The sequence below is a fragment of the Leptodesmis sp. genome, from assembly GCF_052746595.1.
Genome location: NZ_JBRAGO010000047.1, coordinates 1 through 26,535 on the forward strand (window position 1 = coordinate 1; position 26,535 = coordinate 26,535).

Below are 26,535 nucleotides of genomic sequence, written 5' to 3' on the forward strand. Positions count from 1 at the left end.
AATTGACCAGCCCAATTTTGCCCAGTTTTCGCTGCCTGGTGAGCCAGCTTTTCTAGCTGTAAAGGCTTTGCGATCGCCCAAGTCATCCCCAAGCAAGCCATTCTTTTAAGCTGTGGGGGAAGACTATAGTTGACGCAAACCCACTCAAGTCTGGTCGGAGGAGCAGGTGGCGGAGGACGCGCTCAAAGTGTTTATCAGCTATAGCTGGGACTCGAAAGAGCACAAAGATAGGGTTTATCACCTGGCTCAAGCGCTCCGAGATGATGGCATTGACTGTACCATCGACCAATTTGTTCAGTCTCCTGATAACCGGGATCGCTGGATGCTGGATCAAATTGATGAATCAGCCTTTGTTCTGATCGTTTGTACTGAAAGGTACTATCAACGCTATCGAGGTAAAGAAGAAGTCAACAAAGGATTGGGAGTCACCTGGAAGTCAACCTTGATTATGGGGAAACTCCATGATTCTCAGGGAAGGAATACCAAGTTTTACCCAATTTTCTTTGATCCTCCTGATATATCCATTATTCCTGATGGAATTCGTACTTCTTATTTTGATTTGTCTGGGTATGACTTATTCAAATTGGATAACAATGAACAACGCTTGAAGGAAGATGGAGGTTATCAGGATCTATATAGGCTGCTCATGAAGCAACCGTATGTCATGCCCAGAAAAATAGGCTCACTTAAAAAATTAGAAACAGTTGATCGAGAAAACGAGCAACAGGAAGCTGAGGCGGCAGCGCAGCAACGACTACTGGAGCAACAGCGACAGGAAGCAGAACAGTATATAGAGCAATAATAGAGTCAGAAGAACCGCTAACTAAAGAGCGAAAAATATATCAGCGTCCAACCGACCTCAAGGCAAGAGAGCAGGAAAATCAACTACCAGAAATAGCAAAAAAGAGATATACACGACAACAGTTTCTCAAATGGTTTCTGTTTGGAGGAGGAGTGGCTGTAGCTATCGGTATCGGTATCGGAGTGCGGAGTCTCCAACGGTCCTCCAAATTGCAGCACTTTCTGGAAGCACAACAATGGGAAGAAGCAAATCAGGAGATTTGGAATATAGTACGTCAAGTAGCTGGGGAGTCTCAGGGAAGTCTAGATCCCAAAAGCTTTAAAGACGTTCCCTGTGCAGTGATTTCAGAAATCAACAAACTTTGGTTTCAGTACAGCAATGGTAAATTTGGCTTTAGTGTACAACGAGAAATTTGGCGAGACGTGGGTAGTCCGGTTGGTCCAGTTGGGCAGGAAGATATTTTATGGGAGCGTTTCACAAATCGCGTCCGCTGGCAAGGGAGTTATGTCTATGAAGCCAGCGGCCCGTGGGTAGGGAAGTCTATCTTTAGCCTACAAGCACCCGTTGGGCATCTCCCGATCCCACCTGGATTTTCTATTCAGGATTATCAAGGTAATACAATCCTTTGGGGAAGGTGGACTGACCGTTGGAGGGAGTTGAACGCAGGTCTCTTCTCTCGTTGCGATATGCCTGCAGATGCCACTTCGACACTATCTGATAAATAGGCAGTAGATGATGAATAGGCAATAGATTTTTCAAAAATCTCCCTACTTGGTTGGCATAGCAGGTAGCGGTACAACCAGAAGCACGATTGTCATCAAAAACGTGATCAGGTAAGGCAGATTTGTCCAGAATTTAAGCGTCCGGGGTAGTTGCCCTAAGAAATTCGTTGACGCATCCAGGTACAGAAAATCCCCTCTGGCTTTTTCACTCCATTCCTCGTCCTCACGGGTGCCATACCCATTGATCAGGCGGGTGAGGCGGTTAAAGTTCTCCCGAAACCGCCGCTCCAGATACAAGTAATAAATATCCAGGACACCAAACAGCACAAAGACGACAAATGCCAGCACAAACAAAGCCGCATTATGATTGGTAAACCCAAACCCGACGATAGATAGGTACCATCCTGTTGCACTGGATCAGGTTCTAACCCGGTGACATCGGTATAGTAGAGATAACAAATCTCATTCAGCTGAGTCCCCACAATGTACTTACCAAGGGGGAGCACCTGCACTCGATAGCCCGTTTCTTCAAAGGTTTCTCGCATCGCAGCGGCTTCTGGCAACTCCCCCTCCTCCAAGCCCCCTGTAATCGGATAGGGGAAGAGCGTAAACGTTCCATCCACCTCCCGATTGTCAATGCAGAGATGCTGCTGCCGAATCAGGACTTCATACCGCAAAGATTTTACGCCGCCCTTTCTCAACAGAAACACTGCAACCGAATCCTTCCCCTTGCGTTCCAAATACTGAAACCCTCTGGAGGATTCCTTCACCGCAATCCACTCAGTCCTAAAGATCACCCTATCTGTCTCCATTGGCGGCATCCCCATTCTCGATGAATCCTGGCCAGCATTATGGCAGAGCGATCGCTATTTACTCGTTTACCAGATTGCAGCCTGGTAACCCCTCCAATGACGATCTCCCTCCCTATCAACCCGAAACAGCCTGAATGAGTAAAAAGCCTGATATTTCTATCAGGCCAAATCAGGAGTTATAAATGATGTTGTCTGGGGAAAGTGAAATCAATCTTCAGTGGGGGCTGAACCTAAAGATGGCTTCTTTGGTAGAAAGCAAAACATTGGGGGCAAATTAAACCAAGTCCAGCTAGAGAACGGTCGTTTTCCTACTCGATCACAATCTTAAGAAGCCCGTAGTGTCATGAACAAACCTTCCCTGCCTCTCCTTGCCCTCCTGCCGGGATTGCTACTCCCTATTTCCAGCCTGCTTTTGAGCAACAGTCTCGCTCAGGCCCAATCCCTCCAAAAAGCCACCATCGTTTCCGTTGGCGATCGCAATGCTTTGCAGGTTCGTCAACAGGGTCGAACGATCACAGTATGGTTAGGGTGCATGGAAATGCCAGATCCTGCCCAAAAGACCTGGGGCAAAATGGCTGCTGATCGTCTGAAGCAACTCCTGCCTGCTGGACAGACGGTTCAAATTCGTGAAATCAACCGCGATCGTTACTGCAGCATCATTGGCGAAGTCTTTGTGAACGGAGAATCCATCAACCTCCAGCTAGTGACTGAAGGCATGGCCGCTCTGAATCCTCAGTACCTTAACGAATGCCGTCGCACTCAAGCCCAATACTTGCTTGCCGAATCCGAAGCCCAACAACAAGGGATTGGCCTCTGGCAGGAAGCCAACCCTTGTCTACCCTGGGATTACCGCCGTCACCGTTGCGATCGCTAGGCGATCATCTCACTGCTCATAAGTCTCATTTGAGTCTATAAATGAATCCCATTTTTAGACTCATTACTCTATATCCATTTGAATACGGGCAACCCCCGTTCCAGTATAGTAATTAGCCAGAATCTGGCGGTAGTTATATCCCTTTTCTGCCAGCCCTAACGCTCCAATCTGGCTCATGCCCCTGCCCTGGAAAGCCTCCATGACAATGTCATCCGTTGCCGCATACAACGACTCCACAACCCCACCGCGATAACTGACAAACTCTCCCCCCGTACTATTCACCGCCTGTCGGGTTGTCGCTGCTTCACTTTCCACCCCTTTGTACACCTGGTAGTACTCGTCCGCGCCCAGGTCATAAAACTGTCGATTCACAGGTTTCAAGTGATACGTCAGGGCATACGATCGGGCCGCCACTGCCTGCGCCTTCAGTGCTTCCATCGGCCAACTGGGAGACACCTCACTGCCCACCACACTGTATAAATACTGCTGCATACTCACATGGTTCACGGCCCATAGATGACTGTCATTGGCAATCAACACCATGCGGCCTCGATAACCGCGATCGCCCACATAGGTAATTCCCCCCGGATTTGGTTCAATATACACAACCTGCGGCAACCGGATCGATCCCATCATCAGTGTTCTTCCATCCGCCTGCACCTGATAACTTGACCGGGCAGGCATTTGATACACCGCATTGCCCTTCTGGGCATCCATCACCACTCCTCCTGTCGAGGTTCCGATCGTCAGGCTTGTAGTCCCCTGCGCAATAATGACTCGCACCGGAATTACCGCATCTGCCGATAAACTGATCACCGACTGCACCACCCGTGGATCGATCTGGCGCGGGGGAGGGACTGGACTCGCAGCAACTTTTGGAGCAGTCGCCTTGGGAGATGGTGATGGCCGAGAAGAGGGAGTCACTTTTGCAGAGGGCGTAGGTTTAGGAGACGGTGAAACCAGTGCCATATCCGGCAAAGCCGCTGCAGATATTGAAGACAAAGGCGAAGGCGAGCCAGCAGCCCCTGGAGAGGGTGTTGATGCAGAGGGGGGTGACTGCCGGCTCATCAACGGCAAACTGATCAGGGGAATCAGACCCAAGATGGGCACAACTAACCAGGGACGCTGCTGCAGCCAGCTAACGATCGCTTGCCTACTCATGAAATTCAACTTACCTCTTCAACGATCGAAATCGGGAGCCTCTATGCATTTTAACTCTGATCAGAAAATAGGCAAGCAGCAGTCGCAAGAGGAAATTGCCGTCTGACAGTAAAATCTAAAATCAATCTAAAGAAACTCTTTCATCGTCTACGTAGGGGATTAAGAACAAGACCTTAATGGGGTATTATCATAACCTCTTCTGAAAGCTCACTCTTCGTTCCCTGAATTCTCCAGTCTTTATGAAAACCACTTCACCTGCTGAGCTGCAGCCTGAATCCCAGGAGGTGCAATCTCTGACACTGGGTGAGTATGGGTACAGCATGATTAACGAGCAATACCATCGTGTGATCAAATACGAAAAGCCAGTTCTGGCCGATGACGATCTAGAAAACCTGCACCACATGCGGGTCGGAACTCGTCGCTTACGAACTGCCCTGCAGGTCTTTGGTATGGCTCTCAAGGTGCCCAAAGCAGGCAGCATCCGACGAATCACTGAACTGGCCAGAGTTTTAGGACAATTGCGAGATCTGGATGTGCAACTAGCAAATCTGAAGGACGTGTATCGGCCTCAATTAGACAAAAAAGAACAGAAGTTGCTGGATGGAGCGATTAAAGCCTTAAAGAAGCAACGGTCTGAAGCCTTTGCCGCCGTAGAAGACACATTAGCGCGATCGCGTTACCAGGACTTAAAGCAAGCCTACGAAACCTGGTTGGAAAAGCCTCAGTACACCGCGATCGCCCAACTGCCGCTACTTATGGTTCTACCGGATTTACTCAATCCCCTCCTCTCCGAACTGCTACTGCATCCCGGTTGGCTCATTCCCGCCGACCATTCTTCTCAGGAAGAGAGCAAAACCCTGCACGAACTGCGAAAAGTCTGCAAGCATGTACGCTATCAAACCGAGTTCTTTGTCTGCTTCTACGGCGATCCCTTTCAAAAATGGATTAAAGCAATCAAAGTCTTACAAGACCAGTTGGGAGCGTTCCAGGATAGCCAGGTATTAATAGACTTGCTGAACACCCACTTACCAGCCTCCCAAGAAATGAAAGGGCTACAAGCCATTATTCAACGCAACCGCACCGACATCTTAAGCACCTGGGACGAAACTCGTCAGCAATACCTGGATTCCGACTTCCGCTTACGGCTCCACCACATCTTGCTCCAACCCCTACAAAACTCAGAGACTTTATCCAGCCCAGAAGAACAATCACCCCAAAGAGATCCTCAACCGCTCGCCTTGCAACAATGAATACCAAAAACTCCGAAATCTGAGAGATTCCGGAGTTCTGTCCTTAAGCCTGGGACTGGGCCTGAATGAAGTCCATTAATCCCAGATATTTGGGAGCCGTATTAATATCCTGATTCTGATACTCCAACACACCCCAGTATCCCCATTTTGTAGAGGCATTTACATCGACAAATTGATTGAACAAAATGCCGCCGCTCTGTTGCCATTGATCCAGATAGGCTTTGTACAAATCCCTCATCCGGGAACTTTGATTCACCGCCAGAAAGAGATCATGCATTTGAGCTTGCTGGTCGGCTGAGAACTGATAACTGGTCAGATGAGACCCGCCCTCATAGGCTAATAAGTCCAGCCCATAGCGCTTGGTAACAATGGCGTAATTGCTATCAAACATCTGCTTGATTTCCGTAGGAATCTCCAACAGCATATTGTCGATAATCTGGTCGGGAGTCATTTGTAGAGTGATATCCACCATGTCTACATCATTCAAGTCACTCCAGCCATCCTGATCCGCATCCCCAAATCCATCAAAGTAAGGTGCGATCGCATAAGCATCCGCATATTGATAGGCATCGTTCCAACCCAGAATTTGTTCAGTCGTCCAGGGATTCGCCCCCTGTCCAGCTAGCACCCGTACCAACCGCTGACTACTGCTCTGCCCAAACACCTCTTCCCAGATCTTGAAGATCTCTACTGATCGCTGGGCGTAATAGCGAAGTCCGGCTGTAAATCCGTTGCTATCTAGCCCCAGAGCCAGTCCCTGTTGTGAAACATAACTGGCCTGACTGAAGATGTTATTCCAGACCTCATTGGAATATTCGATATAAACCCGCAGCGAAGGATCAAGTTGATCGCGTACCATCGTTGCAAATTGGCGCACATAATCATCCGAAGCTTCTGCAGGAATATTAAACCAGGGGTTAATTTTGAGTGTATTGGCCAGTTGAATCATATATTCCAGGGCTACACCCTGATTGCTGGTCTGAGTTGCGCTATTGATCGTCGTGCGATCGGCCCAGTTTACCAGAGGCGAGTTATTGGTCGCTCCCCAATCCATAAATCGCAGCGTATTAAATTTAGACAGACGATCGAGGAACAGAGGATGGAACGGTTGTGTTTGGTAAGTATGCTCAAATCCTGGCATGATAAACCGGATATTGCGAATCGGATTATCTAGATTGGTTTCCAGAATTCTCAAGAAAACCCCCGTCTGATCCGGCTGCACATCCACCGTCACTCGTCCCGGAGATTGACAGACAATTTTGGCATTATCAAACCCAACCCTCCGGTGTTAGATGCAATGGGCCACCCTGACCAAAAGCAGCACCCTGCCGCTGTGATAACCAGGGTCGAGATGTTTTGAACACATCCACAAACGGCCATTCCGTAGACCAATCGGTTACTCCGTTCAAATTCACTCCGATCGCTGTTTCAGAACCCGGTCTACTGGTGCCATATACCATCACATTAAAGGATTTCGTATCTGTTTGTGCGCCTCCCGTACCGCTATTTCCATTATCGTTTACCAAAACACTAATTGTATCAGTTCCTAAAAAGTTACTGTTGCTGGTATAAATCAAGCCAGTTGAATTATTTAAGGTTGCAGTTAATTGCGGCAGCGTCCCCGATAACACCACTGTTCCCCTGCCATTGTTTTGGATATTAGCCAGAGGCACCCCATTGCTGATGTTACCATTCATAATCAGCACCCCATTCGTTGCATTCAGGGTAACAGTTATCTGCCCATCTCCCGCATCGGCATCAGCGATCGTGATGCCTGGAATCACTAAGCGGGTACCCATAGACATTGACTGTTGATCGGGAACCCCCACCACAGGTTTCACATTCAGAACAGGAATCGGTTTGGAAAACAGTTGACTGGCAGGAATAACTTCCTTCGGTTGATCCGGGCCTGACCACATCAGTTGTGAGACGGCACCATTTGTATTCTCGAAATATTCCAGCCTGATATTATATTTCTGACCTGCTTGCAATATAATCGTGCCCCTATCTTCAGCAGCCAAAAATTCCCCTATACGATTGACAACTCTACTGTCAGAGTTGCTACTGTAAAGAGAAATTTACACAAAAATGATGGCAACTTGTTATTGAGTGTTAAACCTCAGTACAGACCTCTCTCACGACCGATCTGAACCACTGATCCCGGTAGATAATTTCAGTATTATTTCTGGCTCTCAATAAAACTGGTTATTGAAGTCACCCTAGAGACTGAAGTCGCGGCCATACCGAGCAAACCTGCCGACGCAGGTTACCAAAACCTTGATTTTATAGTGTCTGCATCGGCAGACTTTGTTGGTGTAGTTACGGTTTTAACCGCCGGATACTGGGGGCAACCGGGAAATGCTTTAGCTGGGTTACTCCCTGGAGGCGATCGTGTGAATCTTGAGAAAGTTGGTGCCACCCGCTTTACCCATTGGCACCCCCCCCATGACCAGAATTTTGTCACCAGGAGTCGCAAACTTTCTTTGGATCAAATCGGCCTCAATTTGGGGTAACAACTCTTCCAGTGTTCCGTTAGGAAACTGCATCAATACTGGCCTCACTCCCCAATTCAGGCTCAGGCGGCGATAAATTTGGGCGTTCGGAGTGTAGGCCACGATCGTAGCCCTGGGACGTTCCTCCGATGCCAGCTTAGCAGTGTAACCCGTCTCAGTCAGGGCAACAATACACTGAAGGTTGATTGTGTTATCGATCGCATGCAGGGCTTCACTAATAGCAGCAGCATCATCCAGACGATGGGGTGGATAGTTGACAAACTGAACAGCAGGCTCGACTTCCGTAGCAATGCGGGCCAACATTTTCACCGCTTCCACTGGATACTCCCCGATCGCCGACTCACCCGACAGCATTACCGCATCCGTACCATCCATAATGGCGTTGGCAACATCACTGGCTTCTGCCCGGGTGGGACGGGGATTGTGAATCATGCTATCCAGCATCTGAGTAGCTGTGATCACTGGAACGCCCTTTTGATTACATAGGCGAATGATTTGTTTCTGAATCAAAGGCACCTTCTCCGGACTCATTTCCACCCCCAGATCGCCTCGTGCCACCATGATTGCGTCACACTCATCAACGATCGCTTCCAAGTTGGCGATCGCCTGCGGTTTTTCCAGCTTGGCCAGTACGGGAATGTTTACTCCCTTCTCTCTCAGCAAGGTTTTCAGGGTTTGAATGTCTTCCGGTTTGCGAACGAAACTGAGGGAAATCAGGTCTACCCCCTGCTCAATTCCAAAATCCAGATCTCGTCTGTCCTTTTCGGTCATCGAGGGCAACCGTAGATTCAGGGATGGGAAGTTGACCCCTTTGTGACTCTTCAGCACTCCCCCCTCAACAACGATGCATTGAACCGCCTGACCATCCATCTTCTCAACCCGCAGTTCCAGCAAGCCGTCATCTAACAAAACCTGGGTTCCTGGTGCTGCTTCCTCAGCCACATAGGGATAGTCGATGCCCACTGTATGAGGTTGTCCCGCGTAATCAGCCACTGGAACCAGAATCAGGCGATCCCCCTGGTTCAGACTCATCCCTTCAGCAGGCAGATCACCGACTCGAATCTTCGGACCTTGCAAGTCTTGCAACAACATTAGCGGCAAACCCAATTCCTCGGCAGCCTGTCGCAATCGCTGAATTCGTTCGGCATGATCGGCATAATTCCCGTGAGAGAAGTTGAGCCGCGCCACATTCATTCCGGCCCGCAACAGGTTGCGAATCATCTCCGGAGACTCGCTGGCTGGGCCGATCGTCACCACAATTTTGGTGCGATGCTTTAATAGTTTCATGTCAGTTCTGGTGATGTACATGGGCTGGTAGAGACGTTTCGGTGAAACGTCTCTACTCTACGGGACTAAACAGTCAGCTTAAGAGTGCTGTTTTGGATATATTCGGGTACCCCCACCTGAACCGCAGGGGTTTTCCAGATGAGCTGCAGATAATCTCGGATAGAGCGATCGCTAGAGAATTTGCCCATCCGCGCTACGTTCAAAATTGACATGCGAGTCCAGTCGTCCTGATTGCGGTAAGCTAGGCTGACTTGTTCCTGACATTCCACGTAGGATTGGTAATCGGCCAGTAGCATAAATTCATCTCGATGAAGTAGCGAGTCCAGCAAGGGGCTAAACAGGTTAGGGTCGCCGTGGGAGAAAAATCCAGAAGCGAGACGATCGATGACCAGCTTCAGTTCTGGATTGCTGTGGTAGTAATCCCAGGGATTGTAGCCTGCCGCTTTCTTGGCCAGAACTTGTTCTGCTGTCAGGCCAAACAGGAAAAAGTTATCGGCCCCCACGGCATCCCGAATTTCGATATTGGCTCCGTCGAGCGTGCCGATCGTCAAGGCACCATTCATCGAGAACTTCATATTGCCCGTTCCAGAGGCTTCCTTACCAGCGGTAGAAATTTGCTCGGAAAGGTCGGCAGCCGGATACACCCGCTGAGCAAACTTGACATTGTAATCCTTGAGGAACACCACTTTGAGGCGATCGTGTACATCCGGATCCCGATTCACCACCTCAGCGATCGAATTAATCAGTTTAATGATCAACTTCGCCATAAAGTAACCCGGAGCCGCTTTGCCTCCAAACAGGAAGGTGCGGGGGGTGATATCCAGATCGGGATTGGCTTTAATTCGGTTGTACAGAGTGATGATGTAGAGAGCATTCAAGTGTTGTCGTTTGTACTCATGAATGCGTTTCGCTTGAATATCAAATAAGGAGTCTGGATTGATTTCAAGGTTATAGTGCTTCGAAATGTAATTTGCTAGATCTTGTTTCACGGCCTGCTTGACTTGGCGAAACTGCTGGCGGAACTCTGAGTCATAAACGAAGTTTTCCAGTTTTCGCAGTTCATCCAGATGCTTGATCCAGCCATCGCCAATCTTGTTGGTAATCAGGTTCGCCAGTCGGGGGTTACTCAAGACCATAAACCGCCGCGGACTTACCCCATTAGTGACATTGGTAAACTTTTCAGGATACATCTCATAGAAATCATGCAGCGTGGTCTGCTGCAACAGTTGACTGTGCAGTTCAGCCACCCCATTAATGGCATGGCTGCCCACGCAGGCCAGATGCGCCATCCGCACATAGCGTTCGCCACTTTCATCAATGATCGACATGCGGCGCAGGCGATCGCCGTCATCTGGGAATTTAATTCGAACTTCATCCAGGAAACGCTGATTGATTTCGTAAATAATTTCCAGATGACGAGGCAATAGACTGCCAAACATTGCTAGTGGCCAGCGTTCTAGAGCTTCTGGCAGTAAAGTATGGTTGGTATAAGCAAAGGTCTGAGTCGTAATCTTCCAGGCTTGCTCCCAATCGAACCCATACTCATCCAACAAGAGTCGCATCAGTTCAGCAATCCCGATCGTTGGGTGGGTATCGTTTAACTGAATCACAAAATGCTCATGGAAGCGCTCTAGGGCCAGATTCTGCTGTTTCATCAGGCGAATCATGTCCTGCAAAGAGCAGGAGACAAAGAAATACTGCTGCTCTAAACGCAGCTGTTTACCCTGGTAAAAATCATCATTTGGGTAAAGTACTTTGGTAATGTTTTCACACTCGCTCTTTTCATGCACGGCTCCAAAGTAATCGCCTTTGTTGAAGGCTGCAAAATCAAAGGATTCCGGTGCTTTTGCCTGCCATAAGCGGAGTGTATTGGCCGTATTGGTTTGGAAACCCAGGATGGGAGTGTCGTAGGGAACTCCTCTCACCACTTTGTAGGGCACCCAGCGCACTCGATAGCGGCCATAGTCGTCGGTGTAAGGTTCCGTATGCCCGCCAAACTTTACTTGTAACTCTGCCTCTGGGCGAACGACTTCCCAGGGATTGCCATACTTCAACCACTTGTCGGTCACTTCCACCTGCCACCCGTCTTTGATATCCTGGTCAAAAATGCCGTATTCGTAGCGAATGCCATAGGCGATCGCCGGAATTTCCAGCGTAGCGAGCGAGTCAATATAGCAGGCGGCCAAGCGGCCTAAGCCACCATTCCCCAATCCAGGCTCTTCCTCTTGCTCCAGCAGATCGGTGAGGTTCAATCCCAGTTCCTCCATCGCCTGCTGCACCACGTTGTACAGACCGAGATTGATTAAGTTATTGCCCAGATGTGGCCCCAGCAAAAACTCAGCAGACAGATAGGCCACCATCCGGGGTGCTTTTTCCAGATAAGTTTTGGTGGTGTTCAACCAGCGATTCAGCAAACGATCGCGCACCGTATAGGCCAGTGCCATGTAGTAATCATTGCGGGTAGCCACTTTAGGAAATTTAGCCTGAATATAGAATAAATTATCTAAAAAAGCCCGCTTGATGGTTTCGACATCTACCCCAGTGCGATCGTCTTCAATTTGAATGTTGTTGGGAACAATACTGACCATAATGGTGTCTCCTATTAGTTAAAAATGAGACTGTCTGTTGTGCTGTGTCATTGGTCATTCGTTCTCTGCTCATGGCCCATAACAAATGACCAATGACCCATGCTCTAGTAAGGCCACTTCCAGTCAACAATATCGGGGCGGTCAACTCCGTGTTCGTAGGCGTAGTTAGTGCAGGCAATCTGCTCATCCTTGAGCATTTCCTTGACATGGGCACCCGCGACTTTCAGGCTGGGAATGCGGTCAATCACATCGATCGCGATCGTGAAGCGATCGATCTGGTTCTGGATGGCTAAGTCTAGGGGAGTGTTAATATTTCCCTTCTCCTTATAGCCACGGACATGGATGTTGTGATGGTTGGTGCGACGATAAGTGAGCCGGTGGATCAACCAGGGATAGCCATGGAAGTTGAAGATAACGGGTTTGTCAATAGTGAACAGGGAATCGAAATCGCGATCGCTCATGCCGTGAGGGTGCTCCGTATCTGGCATCAACTTGAACAGGTCAATCACATTGACAAAGCGAATCTTCAACTCTGGGAAATACTGCCGCAGATAGCAAGAAGCCGCCAACGATTCTTGAGTGGGAATATCACCAGCACTAACCAGTACTACATCCGGCTCGACCCCCTGGTCGGTGCTGGCCCACTCCCAGAGGTCAATTCCCTTTGTGCAGTTCTTAATTGCTGCATCCATGTTGTGATACTGCAGGTGCAACTGCTTATCCGACACAATCACATTGATGTAGTTCTTGCTCCGCAGACAGTGGTCAGCTACCGAAAGTAAAGTATTCACATCCGGCGGCATATAAATGCGAACTACATCTGGACTCTTATTCAAGACCACGTCCAGAAAACCCGGATCCTGGTGAGTAAAGCCATTGTGATCTTGTCGCCAGACTGTGGAAGTAATCAGCAGGTTGAGAGATGAGATCTCTTCTCGCCAGTGAATATGATTGCAAATATCTAACCATTTAGCATGTTGATTGAACATGGAATCAATCACATGTACAAACGCTTCGTAGGTAGAGAAGAAGCCATGTCGTCCGGTCAGAAGGTAGCCTTCCAGCCAGCCCTCCAGCGTATGCTCACTCAGCATCTCCATCACCCGCCCATCAGGAGCCAACTCACCGCCATCCGCATCTTCTGGCAGATACTCCGCAATCCAGAACTTCTTACTGACTTCATAGACAGCTTGTAGCTTGTTGGAGGTATTTTCATCCGGCCCAAACACGCGGAAATTGGTCATGTTCAGCTTCATCACATCCCGCAAAAACACGCCTAGGGGTCTGGTATTCTCAACTTCGACGATTCCAGGTTTCTCCACCTGAACCCCGTACTGCCGGAAATCAGGCAACCTTAGATCCAGCCGCAGCAGACCCCCATTGGCATAGGGTGTTGACCCCAAGCGTTTGTCTCCCGTGGGAGCCATTTCCTTAATCTCTGGGAATAGCCGACCGTGTTCGTCAAACAACTCTTCCGGTTTGTAGCTGCGCATCCACTCCTCAAGCTGGCGCACATGCTCCGGATTGTTGTGCATCCCACCCATCGGTACCTGATGTGCCCTCCAGAAACCTTCGACCTTATGACCATCCACTTCCGCAGGGCCGGTCCAGCCTTTGGGAGTCCGCATCACAATCATCGGCCAGATGGGACGAGTAGTTGTGCCATTGGAGCGAGCTTCCTGCTGAATGCCATGAATCTTGGCAACACAATGATCCAGGGTCGCGGCCATGGCTTGGTGCATGGACTCGGGATCAGACCCTTCGACAAAGTAGGGTTCGTAGCCATAGCCCTCAAACAGTGCTTTCAGTTCCCGGTGGCTGATGCGAGAGAGAATCGTGGGGTTATTAATTTTGTAACCGTTCAGGTGTAATACAGGCAGGACTGCCCCGTCCCGAACCGGATTGATGAACTTATTCGAGTGCCAGGAGGTTGCCAGCGGACCAGTTTCCGCTTCTCCGTCTCCAGCCAGCGCCACAACGATCAAATTGGGATTGTCAAAAGCGGCCCCAAAGGCGTGAGAGAGGCAGTAACCTAATTCGCCTCCTTCGTGGATAGAGCCAGGAGTTTCGGGGGTGCAGTGGCTGCCAATTCCACCCGGAAACGAGAACTGTTTGAAAAACTGCATCATCCCTTCTGCGTCTTCGCTACACTCCGGGTAGAAGTGAGAGTAGCTGCCTTCCAGATAACAAGGGCCGAGGAAACCAGGAGCACCATGCCCAGGCCCAACCATATACAACATCTCCTGATCAAACTTTTTGATGATGCGGTTCAGGTGGGTGTAGAGAAAGCTAATCCCCGGACTTGATCCCCAGTGTCCCAGCAATCGTTGCTTGATTTGCTCTGGTTTGATAGGTTCTTTCAGCAGAGGGTTGCTGCGCAGATAAATCATGCCGACAGCCAGATAGTTTGCAGCCCGCCAGAAGGCATGCATTTTGTGGAGCTCGTCTACGCTCAGAGGACTTCCTTCGATCGTGGAGCGGGCAGCTCCAAAGGCACTAATGGATGGATCTACAACTGGTTTAGGAGGGGTTGTTACCATATTCAAATTCTCGCACTAGAAGTAACCTAAAGGTTCAATACGGACAATTTCAGTTCTGCGATCGCAGAACTGACTTTCATGCTTTTACTGAGATGACGGGGTAGTTTCTAGTTTGACAACTTACTAGTTTGACAACCTAAAGGAAATATTCCCAACACTTGACAGAAAGCTAAGTAGTAAGAACGTAACCTAGTACAGAAGAGAGCCATGCTAATTTACCTATTCAGTCAGTCAACTGATGCAGCTATTAAGCGGGGGAATTGTTTTATTGTAACTAAACGAATTAGAAGACCATAAACAACCTCTACAAGAGGTATACCGCAGTTATCCATCTTTGACCAGAAGATATCTATAAAATTTAGCTTAGTAAATCTCTGAATATGATTAGATTAATAAAAGTTTAAGTCAATAGGATCTTCTAGTAGTTGGCTTCATGTAGCAATCAAAGTTTTATCTGTCAAAGCTCATCTCAATTACTATAAAATTCCTTGATCTTCATGGTCTACTGTTCACGAGCCGATTTGCTTAACTGTTATAGCCGACCTTGAACCAGGGATTCTAAATCATCCAATTGAGTCAAATTCGACCGAGTACGCGCAATCAGGGCAAGTAAGGGATTGCCGCCGCTCTCAGCAAATAATGGCTTCGCCTGCTGTTTAAACAGGCTATATAAATGCAATCCTATTCAAGTGATCTGGCTCACTACTCTACTCCGTAAGTATCACAACTATCAAACCGGAATACATTCAAGTAAGCCTGAAGCAACACTTAGAACACAACTAGGGATAAACCACTTCGGTGGCTTCCTCCATTCAATAATGGACTCCGTGAATCACTAAAAAGTAAATCCTTGTAAAAGTCTGATTGGAAATCATCCAATTAGTTGATTGCCCCAACACACCTATCATTACCTAACATAAGGAGAACTCGAATGAGCCCCCTCGAGCATTCTACAGTGATCAACTACGATCGCGCCGATTCCACCGTTTTAGCCAGTGCAAAGTCTCTTCAATCATCACTTCAATGCAGTGCAAAGTTGAGCCACGCGATCGCTTGCTCGATGTCCGGAGTGATTTCTGCAATCGTACTTTTCTCTGCTTCATCTGCTCTAGCATTGCCCACAGAAGCTTCGATTTATGGCAAGGGGATGGTTTTACAAACTCCTGACCATGTTATGCCTCCAGATAGAATTAAGTTTTCTAGTTCTCAATTTTCGATGGGCAGCGATCGGTTTATTGGCATTGAAACCCTTGACCCTACTTACCTGCGAATCATGATCTGAGAGTTGGGGTAGGACTTCAATTAAGCGGCTTTTAGAGTGATCAGTTGATATGCCTTTAAATCTTGTCCAAGCCCAGAACCGTAGTTTCTCTGATGAAAAACTCCAGTTTTCTAGCTGAATCTGGTTTAGCTGCATACTGAGACAAATGAAGAGAGGTGGGATGCAGGAAGTTGATAATTTCCAGCATCTCACCTTTTAGTGAGTTTTGTCATTAAAGGTTTCCTCGAGTGGCTTGTTCCCGTTCCAGGGCCACAAATAATGATTTGAAGTTTCCGGCTCCAAATCCTCGCGAGCCATGACGTTCAATGATTTCGAAAAAGAGAGTCGGACGATCGCCCAGTGGCTTGGTGAACAGTTGCAGCAGATAGCCATCCTGATCGCGATCGACGAGAATACCTAACTCAGCTAATTGCTCAACAGGAAGATGTAATTCTTCCACCCAGTCTTCTAACCCTTCGTAATAGGTTTTAGGAATGGGTAAAAACTCTACACCAGCCTGCCTGAGTTGAACTACCGTTTGCACAATATCTTCGGTTGCCAGTCCCAGGTGTTGAATTCCTGGCCCATAGTGAAAATCTAAATACTCTTGAATCTGAGATTTACGACGACCTACAGCAGGCTCATTAATATTGATGATTGTTTTGCCACCGTTTTCCAGCACCTTCGACATCAACGCTGAGTATTCAGTAGAGATGGTGTGATCATCAAAGTGCATGCGCACATCGAATCCCAGAGTTTTGACAAAAAACTCTACCCACTTCTCCATTGCCCCCATTTCCACATTACCGACAACATGATCAACGTGCTTGAGGCCCATTGATTGAGCGGGAACTAATGAACGGGAGACAAATCCCGGAGCAAAGGTACCTGAGTAATTACTACGATCGATAAATTTAATCAGAGTATCTCCAAAGGTACGAATGGCAGCATAACGCAATACTCCGTGTTGATCTTCCTGCTCAGTCGGAGGAATAGCTCCGATCGCGCCTCGTTCAACAGCCTGTCTGTAAGCTACCGGAACATCAGAAACTGCCAGAGCAATGATCGCGATCGTATCTCCGTGTTGTGTGACGCTCTGAGCAATCTCGTGGTCTGGACTGAGGGCAGAACTGAGAACGAAGCAAATTTCCCCCTGTTCGAGAACGTAGGAGGTGGTTTTCCGTTCACCCGTTTCTAATCCCCGGTAAGCAGTCTGAGCAAATCCAAAAGACCGCATATAAAAGGAAGCAGATTGCTTGGCATTCCCTACATAAAATTCCAGATGATCCAAACCTTTGATCGAATAGCTTTGGCTCACAACAGCTTCTCCTTAAGCAATTAGATTGGGAAAGACAAAGATTGATAAAGATCGATAATGAGCGGTCTTTTCTTCGAGCTTTGATAAATGTTCTCTCAAACCAAGTCCAGCTAGAGAACGATTGTTTTCCGAGCAGGGAAACTATGGTTCTGGACTTGAATCAGGTTTAACTAAGGTTCAGCCCCGAATGTATTCCAAGTTCTTGAATAACCATCAGTAGATTTACTGAGTCTTCATTGAAGGTTGCTACTTGATTAAGCTTGCCCTCAATCTCCCTGTAACCTACTCGGAATTCTCTCCATAGAGATGGGAACCTAATTAACTGACAAAATGGTCTTAGCTGGCGGCTAGAAGCGGCATCTACCCAGGCAAAACCCACCCGTGGCTTATTGGATACAATGCTAGTCAGCGAAGGCTGGCGTTGATGGTGTAGCTGTGGTTTGAACCACCGGGATTAAAGAATTTGTCAGTCAACCCAGGTTACTCCTTAAATTTACTCATCTGCAGATGATTAGCTTGATGATTAGCTTTAAATCAGGCCATACTGCGAACGCGCATGCATGTGTTATTCAATACATTCCTAAATGAAAAATTTAAATTTTTCTACTTCGGGTTTTCAGGATGATTCCGGCTAGAGGTATATAAGATTACCATGATCAGCCTTTTTTCTTGGGTAAGGCCTCATACAACTCCGGAGGCTCACTTATTACTTTCCGATGAAGTTTCTAAATAGTGCGTAATCTCCTCTAAAGAGCATGTTAAGTTAGCGAAACTACGGTGCTCACAACGGATGTACTCAGTGTTAATCCGGACTAAACAGGTTTTTCCCAGAAAGTAGAGATTTGTGTATGGCGAAGATGAATCAAAAGCAGCCCATTGCTGGAGATATGACAGGGATGTTTCAGGGGAATGTGGAAAAAATGAATTTAACAGGTGCAATGGCTATTCAAGAGCACCCCATTGCAGTGAACGATCGCTGCCCACCTGCAACGACTTATCCCCAATGCGGCGACTCAGACGCAGAGGGTCTACACCTGCCCAGCGATTTCCTCAAAACTCCTAGTACTGGCTATCAGGCTAAGTATCACCCATTCAGCCTGTCCCCAACTCTGCTTGAATTCTCCAGAAATACTCGTCTTAACGTGCGATCGCTGCTCTTAGCGGCTGTCAGTGCGGTACTGCATCGGTACACCCAACAGGAAACGATTTCCCTGGAGCTAAACCTGCCTTGCCCAAAAAATACGAACTATTACAAAACGGAACTTTTTACACATCTCGATAGTCAACTCAGAATTCAAGATCTGGTTAATCAAATTTCAGAGAGTTTAGATAATCTTGCACCTGAATTAAAGGAAGAACCTGTTGCCGAACAGAGCCATCTATCATCCAACACTTCATCGGATCTACCCGTTGCCGTCACCTTTGTAGAAAACTTCCTGCGTGGGCAAGAGTCAGAATCCTGGTTGGTAAAATCCCAGGCAGAACGATCGCATGCTGCTCACTATCCAGATTTGCACCTGATCATCATTGAACAGGAACAGGGGATTTCAGGCTTGCTCAAATATAATGCTTGTCTGTTTAAGCCCGACACGATGCACCGTCTGGCTGGACACTTGCAACGGCTAACAGAGGCGATGATTCAGGATCTGGGTTGCCCCATTGCCTATTTGCCCTTACTGACGGTGGCAGAAGAGCAACAATTGCTGGTAGATTGGCATAGTCAAACGGCTGACTATGGAGCCAGCCCTGTGTTTTATGCCATTGAAGCGCATGCGGCAGAACAACCAGAGGCGATCGCAGTCACTTTTCAGGAGCAGCACCTGACTTATGCAGACCTGAACCAGCGGGCGAATCAGTTGGCTCATTACTTACGCCATCTGGGAGTCGGCAAAGAAGAACGAGTAGCCGTTTGTATTCAGCCCTCCCTGGATATTGCAGTCAGTCTGTTGGCGATCTTTAAAGCAGGCGGCGTATATGTTCCCCTCGATCCCACCTATCCGACAGAGCGGCTGGCTACTATCCTGGAAGATACCCAGCCCCAGATTTTGCTGACCCAGGCTCATCTGCTGCCCAACCTGCCCGCGATCGCCCAATATAGTTTTTGCCTGGATCAAGAGTGGGATACCCTCGCGTCCTTCCCTACATCTAACCCAACTCCTGCGGTTCAGCCCGATCAACTGGCTTATCTGGTCTGTACCTCTGGGACGACAGGAAAGCCTAAAGGGGTGATGGCCAGCCATCGGAATTTGATTAATTACATTCAGGTGGCTCAGGAGCGTTATCGCTTCGATCGACACGACAGAATGCCTGCGATCGCCCGTTTCACTTTCAGCATTTCCCTGTTCGAGCTATTGTCGCCGCTGATTGCTGGAGGAACACTGCAGATTCTGGAGCGGGAACATATTTTAGATTTCCGACGCATGATCCAAACGCTGGAGCAGGTAACAGTGATTCATACCTCACCCAGCCTGTTAAGGAAATTAGTTGAGTACATCAGAAGCAATCAGATAGACCTGCAAAAGTTTCAGCGACTTAAGCACGTCTCAACGGGTGGAGATATGGTTCCGGCAGATCTACTGGAAGCGATGAAAGAAACCTTCCAGAATGCAGAAATCTACGTGATTTATGGCTGTAGCGAAATCAGCTGCATGGGTTGTACCTATCCTGTTCCTAGAGATCAGATCATTGATAAAAGTCGTGTCGGTAAGCCCTTTCCCAATGTGTCAGTACGGCTGTATGACCCTAGCCAAGATCTGGTACCGATCGGAATTGTCGGTGAAATCTATTTTGCAGGAGCCGGAGTCACCAAGGGCTATCTCAACCGGGAAGAATTAACTCAGGAAAAGTTTGTCGTCATTAACGGGCAACGGTTCTACCGCACGGGCGATATGGGTCGTTTCGATGCCGATGGCAATCTGGAAATTCTGGGTCGTTCTGATTTTCAAATTCAATTGCGCGGGATGCGGATTGAATTAGGTGAAGTGGAGTTGGCGTTACGGCAGGCTCCTGGGGTGCAGGATGGCGTGGTCATGGCTCCCGAAGTGGACGGGGAGAAGGCCCTGGTCGCTTATGTAGTTCTGGATTCAGCGCAGAAACCAACCCACGAGGAGTTGCGTCGTTTCCTCATGGCTAAATTGCCCGACTACATGGTGCCGACCCTGTTTATGGAATTGGCAGCATTACCGCTCAACATTAACCAAAAAGTCGATCGCCGCGCCCTGCCTGTACCGACTGCAATGCGATCGCTCTCCACCCGGCCCTACGTCGCTCCCGAAACCCCTCTGGAAAAGATGCTGGCGGACATCTGGGCACCTATTCTGAGCTTAGAACAGGTCAGCATTCAGGATGACTTTTTCAGCCTGGGTGGACATTCTTTGATGGCGGCTCAAGTGCTTTCCCGGTTACAGGAAACCTTAAATCTGGAAATTTCCATCAGCCGATTGTTTGAATTCCCAACGATCGCCAGTTTGGCGGCTCACTTAGCCACATTAAAAGCGGAGGATGCTGTTGATCAGGCCGCCCTGGCTCCTATCCCCCGTCCGGCCCATCTCCCCCTATCCTTTACCCAGTCGCGTTTCTGGTTCCTGGCTCAATTAGAAGGAGGAACAGCTTACAACATTCCCGTCGTACTGCAACTGAGTGGTGCTTTAAATATTTCTTTACTGGAGCGTAGCCTGACCGAAATTCTGAATCGCCACGAAGTCCTGCGCACGGTATTTCCTCAAGTCGATGGCACGCCAGTACAGGTCATTTTGCCACCCCAACCGTTCTCCTTATCGGTGATGGATGTGCCAGGTCTGCAACTAGAGCAACAGGCAGAGGTTTATCGTCTGGCGCAAGCGGAAATTCAACAACCATTTAATCTGGCCCAAGATCTGCCCATTCGAGGCACTCTGTTGCGCCTCAGCAATACGGCTCATGTGCTGCTGCTAATTCATCACATCGCTGCCGATGGCTGGTCTCTGGCTCTCCTACGGCAGGAATTAGCCACCCTCTACACGGCCTTTTCGCAGGGTCTTGCCTCGCCGCTGGAAGCCCTTCCTATTCAGTATGCGGACTTTGCCCATTGGCAAGATCAGTGGCTGCATAGTGAGCCTGTTCGCCAGCAATTGGCTTACTGGAAACAGCAATTGGCGGGTGCTCCGGCCCTGCTGGAATTACCCTGAGATCATCCCCGTCCTCCCCGGCAAACCTATCGTGGCGGCAGTGAGTTCTTTACCCTCAGCCCCGAACTGACACAACAACTCAAAACGCTCAGCCAGAAAGCGGGTGCCACCCTGTTCATGGCGTTGCTGGCCAGCTTTGCGACGCTGTTATCCCGCTACAGTCAGCATCAAGATCTGGTGATTGGTTCTCCGATCACCAACCGCCATCGCCGCGAACTGGAAGCATTGCAGGGAGTCTTTATTAATCTGCTGGCCTTACGAGTGGATCTGTCTGGCAATCCAGCCTTCCTGGAACTGCTGCAACGAGTCCGTAAGGTTTCCCTGGAGGCGTTTGCTCACTCGGATATTCCCTTCGATCAAGTGGTCGAGGCTTTACAGCCAGAACGCAACTCCAGCTACAGTCCGCTGTTCCAGGTGCTGTTTGTGCTGCAGAATGCACCCATCGATCGCCTGGAACTGCCTGGGCTAACCGTTACCACCTTGCCTGTTGAAAGTGGTACCGCCAAGTACGACCTGACCCTGATGATGGAAGAGACGGCCAATGGCCTGACGGGTGAGTTGGAATACAACCGGGATCTGTTTGACCGGGCGACGATCGCTCGCATGGTCGGCCACTTCCAGACACTGCTGGCCGGAGTCGTCGCTCAACCAGAGCAGCCGATCGCCACCCTGCCCATTCTGACTGCAAAAGAACGTCACCAACTGCTGGTGGAATGGAACAACACTCAGGCAAATTACCCCCATAACCGCTGTATTCATCACCTGATTGAAGAACAGGTAAAACGTACCCCAGAAGCCATTGCCGCTGTCTTTGAAAATGAACAGCTTACCTACCAGGAACTCAACGATCGGGCGAATCAACTGGCGCATTATTTGCAAAAGCTGGGAGTTGGCCCAGATGTTCTCGTCGGGATTTGCCTGGAGCGATCGCTGGATACCGTAATTGGCCTCTTAGGGATTCTCAAAGCAGGTGGAGCTTACGTTCCTTTAGATCCCAGCTATCCAGAAGAACGGCTGGCTTACATGGTTGAAGATGCCCGCTTGACGGTTCTGTTGACCCAACATGACTTGAGAGCGCGCTGCAGTAACCTGGCGACGCAGCAATCCTTAACCATTGTCAGTATCGATGAGGATTGGGCCGCGATCGGTCAACAAAGCACAGCTAATCCAGTCACTTCAGTCACCACCAAAAATCTGGCTTACACCATTTACACCTCCGGTTCTACTGGAAAACCCAAAGGGGTGCAACTGGAGCATCAGTCCATCATCAATTTCCTGACTTCCATGAGCAAAGCACCGGGACTGACCGCAGACGATGTGCTTCTGGCTGTCACAACAATCTCGTTTGATATTGCAGGCTTAGAAATCTACCTGCCGCTGATTCTGGGGGCGCGTGTTGTCATCGTCAGCCGAGAAGTGGCTTCGGATGGCAGTCGGTTAATGGACGAGCTATCTCGCAGTCAGGCAACGGTGATGCAGGCAACTCCGATTACCTGGCAAATTCTCTTAGCCGCAGGCTGGCAGGGCAATCAGAACTTAAAGGTTCTTTGCGGTGGGGAAGCCATGACGCAAAAACTGGCTGCCCAGTTACGCGATCAGGTAGGGTCTCTCTGGAACGTATACGGCCCAACAGAAACCACCATTTGGTCTACAGCCTGGCATGTAGAGAGTACAGCAGGCCCCATCTACATTGGCTATCCGATCGACAATACCCAACTCTATGTGTTAGATGCCCATCAACAGCCAGTGCCGATCGGTGTGGCTGATGAGTTGTACATCGGAGGAGACGGATTAGCCAGAGGGTATCTCAATCGACCTGAACTCACGGCAGAACGTTTTGTGCCCAATCCATTTAGTCAGGATTCTGAATCCCGCCTGTATCGTACTGGGGATCTGGTGCGCCAGTTACCCGATGGCAAAGTTGAATATTTGGGACGCATCGATCATCAAGTTAAGGTGCGTGGCTTCCGAATCGAACTGGGAGAAATTGAAACTGCTCTCAGCCAACATCCCCAGGTGCGGCAATGTGTGGTGATGGTACGGGAAGATCAACCGGGCGAGAAGCGATTGGTAGGGTATGTGATCACGGGTACTCCTGATCCAGTTCCCGTGCAAAGCTTCCGCCAGTTTCTCCAACAAACCTTACCAGACTACATGATTCCATCGGCCTTTGTGCAACTGGAGTTCTGGCCCCTTACCCCAAATGGCAAGATCGATCGCCGCGCCTTGCCTCTGCCAAACACCTCTGACCTGGCGGCTCTTGGCTCTCGTGTGGCTCCCCGTACCAGTCTGGAGCAGAAACTGGTGGAAATCTGGGAAGAAGTGCTGAACATTCAACCCATTGGGATTCACGACAATTTCTTTGATCTGGGAGGCCATTCCCTGCTGACGGTGCGGTTATCGATTCAAATTGAGCAACGTCTGGGACAAAAGATACCTTTAAGTGCCATTCTGACGGCTCCCACGATCGCTCAACTGGCTGAAGTTTTGGATCCGACTCAATCCAGCGCCCACCAGAATTCAGTGGTACTGTTGCGGCCAGGACAGGATGGTACTCCCATCTTTTTGATTCACGATGGCGATGGTGAAATTCTGCTTTATCGCTCTCTGGCTCAGCAGTTAGATCCATCGATTCCGGTGTACGGCATTCAACCCTATCGCACTCCGCAAGTTCCCATTCTGCATAGCCGAATTGAAGATGCGGCTACCTACTACGTCCAGCAAATTCGGGAAGTACAACCCCACGGCCCTTATTTTCTGGGAGGGATGTGTATCGGGGGAGTAGTGGCCCTGGCGGTCGCTCAACAATTGCAGCAGCAGGGAGAAGTCATCAAAATGCTGGTAATGCTGGATGCGGTGGATGTGGATACCCCACAACGGACAGGGTACATTGCCAAGCAGCGGTTGAATAATTTCTCAGCGCTACTTCATAGCACCTCTCATCTGAAACGGCACGCAAAACTGCTGTACACCGTGAATCAGATCCGGAGAAAAGTCACCAATTTAGTGATTTACGAACTTCAGGAGAAAGCCGCAAACCTCCGTAATCAGATACAACTATCCCTATTCCGGTACTACCGGGATCACAATCTGGCCTTACCCAAATTTCTACAAAATATCCCGGTTCGGCGAGTACTGATGTGGGTCAAGCAATCCCATACTCCGCAAGGAACCTTCGCAGGAGAATTGGGTGACCTTCCTGCCATCCAGCCGTAATGGTGGCTACGCTTATGGCAACAATCTTGCCATTCGTCCCACCTTACCAGCAGACAATCCTCCCTCCTACTACCTATTGCTGAATCCAGACACTCAGGTACGGCCTGGAGCCTTAAAAGCACTGGTAGATTTTATGGAGCAGCATCCTACCGTTGGCATTGCAGGCAGCAGTTTTGAGAATAAGGAAGGGCAACTCTGGGCCAACGCCTTCCGATTTCCCTCGGTATGGAGCGAACTTGATGGCGGGTTACGGCTGGGCATTGTCTCCAAACTGCTATCCAAGTGGGTCGTTACCCAACCGATGACGGAACAAGCACAGGCCGTAGATTGGCTTTCTGGGGCCAGCATGATGATCCGGTGGCAGGTGTTTGAGACGATCGGCCTGATGGATGAGGGATATTTCCTTTACTACGAAGAAACCGACTTTTGCTTGCAGGCAAAACGAGCAGGGTAGCCCTGTTGGTACGTGTCGCAAGGCAGAGTCATGCACATTGCGGGTCAGAGTACAGGGGGCAGATCTGAGGATAGGGCACCCAAACGACTGCCCCAATATGTTTTTGATTCCCGTCATCGATATTTTGTGAAGAATCATGGCTGGCTGTATGCGGCTCTGGCAGATTTGGCCTGGTCGATCAGATACAGCCTCTGGGAGTATGCGGCGGGTCATTCAACGCAAACCAACTCCTGATCGGCCTTATCTGTTTCTGGATTCTTTACGGACTTTACGGAACAGTGTGTTTCTCAAGTTCGGGAGCTATTAATTTGAACTATGATTTACAAAGTATGAATTGAGATTCATGTTGCTCACCTGTGCTTTTCGTTAAGAGTTTAAAGAACCCATGCACAAGACTGCCGATCTTCATGTTGTTGAAACTCGCCCTCTGTTGAGTCCGGCATTTATTCATGGGGAATTACCCATTACGGAAACTGCTGCCGATCTGGTAGCCATCACCCGCGATCGCATTCGCAACATTCTGCGGGGTGAAGATAATCGATTGCTGGTGATCGTTGGCCCCTGCTCCATTCATGATGTGGCTGCGGCTCATGAGTACGGGGAAAAGTTAGCCATTCTGCGGGCAGAATTAAAAGATTACCTGGAGATCGTGATGCGGGTCTACTTTGAAAAGCCGCGCACCACCACAGGCTGGAAGGGTTTGATTAACGATCCTCATCTGGATGGTAGTTATGACATTAATACGGGTCTGCGACTGGCGCGGCAGTTACTGCTCGACTTGGCTCATTTTGGTCTGCCTGCAGCAACCGAGTTGTTGGATCCCATCATTCCTCAGTACATCGCGGACGTGATTGCCTGGACTGCGATCGGTGCCCGTACGACCGAAAGTCAAACTCACCGGGAAATGGCTTCTGGCCTCTCCATGCCCGTTGGTTTTAAGAACGGTACAGATGGCAGTTGCCATATCGCGATTAACGGGATGCTATCCGCCAGTCACCCCCACCGCTTTTTGGGGATCAATTCCCATGGCTTAGCCAGCATCGTCACCACGACTGGCAATCCTGATACTCATCTGGTGTTACGGGGTGGCAAGGATGGCCCCAATTATGATGCCGCCCACGTCGAAAAAGCGGTTGCCGAAATTGCTCAGAAGGGCCTGAACTCACGAGTCATGATCGATTGCAGCCATGGTAATGCGGGGAAAGACTACACTCGTCAACCGATCGCCCTGCAAAGTGTGGCTGATCAAGTACTGGCTGGTTCTCCCCACATCATGGGCGTGATGCTAGAAAGCCATCTTGTTGCAGGCAACCAACCCATTCCCAAAGACCTGAGCCAGATCACCTACGGTCAGAGCATTACCGACGGCTGTATCGACTTTACCACCACCACCACCCTCCTGCGAACCCTGGCTGATGCCGTCGCCAAAACCCGTATAGGCAGAAAAGATGTCGTTGCGGTGAAGTAGCTCTAAATAATTTTTCCTAAATAATTTTGAGATTATGGACTTGCAAACGTCCTGGCATTGATCGACGATTATCAGTAATTAAAAGTTGCTCTCAATGCGGCTT

At 49.1% G+C, this 26,535-nt stretch carries 17 protein-coding genes and 1 pseudogene; 9 read left to right on the forward strand and 9 right to left on the reverse strand.

Translation table 11 applies throughout. The annotated features are described in order from the left end of the window. Nucleotides 1–166 precede the first annotated feature (166 nt). Nucleotides 167–802 (forward strand): toll/interleukin-1 receptor domain-containing protein, encoded by a 636-nt coding sequence (locus ACUVQO_RS11905; RefSeq protein ID WP_445926093.1) that lies wholly within the window; start codon nt 167–169, stop codon nt 800–802. Between the two features lie 209 nt (nt 803–1,011). Beyond that, nucleotides 1,012–1,527, forward strand: coding sequence for a GUN4 domain-containing protein (locus ACUVQO_RS11910; RefSeq protein WP_445926094.1), 516 nt, complete (start codon nt 1,012–1,014; stop codon nt 1,525–1,527). Nucleotides 1,528–1,569: 42 nt separating this feature from the next. Here ACUVQO_RS11910 and ACUVQO_RS11915 read toward each other — a convergent pair whose 3' ends face one another. Next, on the reverse strand, nt 1,570–1,878 hold the full coding sequence (locus tag ACUVQO_RS11915) for a hypothetical protein (protein WP_445926119.1): 309 nt from the start codon (nt 1,876–1,878) through the stop codon (nt 1,570–1,572). Beyond that, the gene (locus tag ACUVQO_RS11920; RefSeq protein ID WP_445926095.1) at nt 1,770–2,351 is read right to left on the reverse strand and encodes an NUDIX hydrolase; all 582 of its coding nucleotides are present in this window, start codon (nt 2,349–2,351) and stop codon (nt 1,770–1,772) included. The genes ACUVQO_RS11915 and ACUVQO_RS11920 overlap by 109 nt, the downstream gene beginning before the upstream one ends. A gap of 328 nt (nt 2,352–2,679) precedes the next feature. Here ACUVQO_RS11920 and ACUVQO_RS11925 point away from each other — a divergent pair, with 328 nt between their 5' ends. Further along, entirely contained in the window at nt 2,680–3,210 is a 531-nt protein-coding gene (locus ACUVQO_RS11925) for a thermonuclease family protein (RefSeq protein WP_445926096.1), read from the forward strand. A gap of 63 nt (nt 3,211–3,273) precedes the next feature. On the opposite strand, the gene ACUVQO_RS11930 is transcribed toward ACUVQO_RS11925, so the two are convergent. Continuing rightward, complete coding sequence (locus ACUVQO_RS11930) at nt 3,274–4,371, reverse strand: SpoIID/LytB domain-containing protein (protein ID WP_445926097.1); 1,098 nt, start codon at nt 4,369–4,371, stop codon at nt 3,274–3,276. Between the two features lie 239 nt (nt 4,372–4,610). On the opposite strand from ACUVQO_RS11930, the gene ACUVQO_RS11935 reads away from it, so the two are divergent. Then, entirely contained in the window at nt 4,611–5,621 is a 1,011-nt protein-coding gene (locus ACUVQO_RS11935) for a CHAD domain-containing protein (RefSeq protein WP_445926098.1), read from the forward strand. A 43-nt stretch (nt 5,622–5,664) separates the two neighbouring features. On the opposite strand, the gene ACUVQO_RS11940 is transcribed toward ACUVQO_RS11935, so the two are convergent. The 5 genes from ACUVQO_RS11940 to ACUVQO_RS11960 all read right to left on the reverse strand — a co-directional run bounded on the left by ACUVQO_RS11940 (nt 5,665) and on the right by ACUVQO_RS11960 (nt 14,549). After that, complete coding sequence (locus ACUVQO_RS11940; protein ID WP_445926099.1) at nt 5,665–6,855, reverse strand: hypothetical protein; 1,191 nt, start codon at nt 6,853–6,855, stop codon at nt 5,665–5,667. A gap of 34 nt (nt 6,856–6,889) precedes the next feature. Next, nucleotides 6,890–7,699, reverse strand: coding sequence for a PA14 domain-containing protein (locus ACUVQO_RS11945; protein WP_445926118.1), 810 nt, complete (start codon nt 7,697–7,699; stop codon nt 6,890–6,892). Between the two features lie 294 nt (nt 7,700–7,993). Next, nucleotides 7,994–9,421, reverse strand: a complete 1,428-nt coding sequence (gene pyk, locus ACUVQO_RS11950) for a pyruvate kinase (RefSeq protein ID WP_445926100.1) — start codon at nt 9,419–9,421, stop codon at nt 7,994–7,996. A 65-nt stretch (nt 9,422–9,486) separates the two neighbouring features. After that, nucleotides 9,487–12,009: a glycogen/starch/alpha-glucan phosphorylase gene (locus ACUVQO_RS11955; RefSeq protein WP_445926101.1), complete on the reverse strand. Its 2,523-nt coding sequence runs from the start codon at nt 12,007–12,009 to the stop codon at nt 9,487–9,489. A gap of 104 nt (nt 12,010–12,113) precedes the next feature. Beyond that, nucleotides 12,114–14,549, reverse strand: coding sequence for a phosphoketolase family protein (locus ACUVQO_RS11960; RefSeq protein ID WP_445926102.1), 2,436 nt, complete (start codon nt 14,547–14,549; stop codon nt 12,114–12,116). A 931-nt stretch (nt 14,550–15,480) separates the two neighbouring features. Here ACUVQO_RS11960 and ACUVQO_RS11965 point away from each other — a divergent pair. Next, entirely contained in the window at nt 15,481–15,831 is a 351-nt protein-coding gene (locus ACUVQO_RS11965; protein WP_445926103.1) for a hypothetical protein, read from the forward strand. 211 nt (nt 15,832–16,042) lie between these two features. Here ACUVQO_RS11965 and hppD read toward each other — a convergent pair whose 3' ends face one another. After that, nucleotides 16,043–17,128, reverse strand: coding sequence for a 4-hydroxyphenylpyruvate dioxygenase (hppD, locus tag ACUVQO_RS11970; RefSeq protein WP_445926104.1), 1,086 nt, complete (start codon nt 17,126–17,128; stop codon nt 16,043–16,045). 1,634 nt (nt 17,129–18,762) lie between these two features. Between hppD and ACUVQO_RS11975 the strand changes: the two are divergent. The 4 genes and pseudogenes from ACUVQO_RS11975 (at nt 18,763) to ACUVQO_RS11990 (ending at nt 26,432) form a co-directional block, all read left to right on the forward strand. Beyond that, nucleotides 18,763–24,510 (forward strand): annotated as a pseudogene (locus ACUVQO_RS11975) (amino acid adenylation domain-containing protein). Further along, complete coding sequence (locus ACUVQO_RS11980; protein ID WP_445926105.1) at nt 24,485–24,964, forward strand: hypothetical protein; 480 nt, start codon at nt 24,485–24,487, stop codon at nt 24,962–24,964. Before ACUVQO_RS11975 ends, ACUVQO_RS11980 begins: the two are co-directional and overlap by 26 nt. A gap of 30 nt (nt 24,965–24,994) precedes the next feature. Next, on the forward strand, nt 24,995–25,198 hold the full coding sequence (locus ACUVQO_RS11985) for a hypothetical protein (protein ID WP_445926106.1): 204 nt from the start codon (nt 24,995–24,997) through the stop codon (nt 25,196–25,198). Nucleotides 25,199–25,349: 151 nt separating this feature from the next. Continuing rightward, nucleotides 25,350–26,432 (forward strand): 3-deoxy-7-phosphoheptulonate synthase, encoded by a 1,083-nt coding sequence (locus ACUVQO_RS11990; RefSeq protein WP_445926107.1) that lies wholly within the window; start codon nt 25,350–25,352, stop codon nt 26,430–26,432. Nucleotides 26,433–26,535 lie beyond the last annotated feature (103 nt).

What these genes read in the sequence shown, in the direction of transcription:
- ACUVQO_RS11920 (WP_445926095.1), bottom strand. Translation starts at nt 2,351, where the DNA reads ATGGGGATGCCGCCAATGGAGACAGATAGGGTGATCTTTAGGACTGAG.
- ACUVQO_RS11925 (WP_445926096.1), top strand. Translation starts at nt 2,680, where the DNA reads ATGAACAAACCTTCCCTGCCTCTCCTTGCCCTCCTGCCGGGATTGCTA.
- ACUVQO_RS11930 (WP_445926097.1), bottom strand. Translation starts at nt 4,371, where the DNA reads ATGAGTAGGCAAGCGATCGTTAGCTGGCTGCAGCAGCGTCCCTGGTTA.
- ACUVQO_RS11935 (WP_445926098.1), top strand. Translation starts at nt 4,611, where the DNA reads ATGAAAACCACTTCACCTGCTGAGCTGCAGCCTGAATCCCAGGAGGTG.
- pyk (WP_445926100.1), bottom strand. Translation starts at nt 9,421, where the DNA reads ATGAAACTATTAAAGCATCGCACCAAAATTGTGGTGACGATCGGCCCA.
- ACUVQO_RS11955 (WP_445926101.1), bottom strand. Translation starts at nt 12,009, where the DNA reads ATGGTCAGTATTGTTCCCAACAACATTCAAATTGAAGACGATCGCACT.
- ACUVQO_RS11960 (WP_445926102.1), bottom strand. Translation starts at nt 14,549, where the DNA reads ATGGTAACAACCCCTCCTAAACCAGTTGTAGATCCATCCATTAGTGCC.
- ACUVQO_RS11965 (WP_445926103.1), top strand. Translation starts at nt 15,481, where the DNA reads ATGAGCCCCCTCGAGCATTCTACAGTGATCAACTACGATCGCGCCGAT.
- ACUVQO_RS11985 (WP_445926106.1), top strand. Translation starts at nt 24,995, where the DNA reads ATGCACATTGCGGGTCAGAGTACAGGGGGCAGATCTGAGGATAGGGCA.
- ACUVQO_RS11990 (WP_445926107.1), top strand. Translation starts at nt 25,350, where the DNA reads ATGCACAAGACTGCCGATCTTCATGTTGTTGAAACTCGCCCTCTGTTG.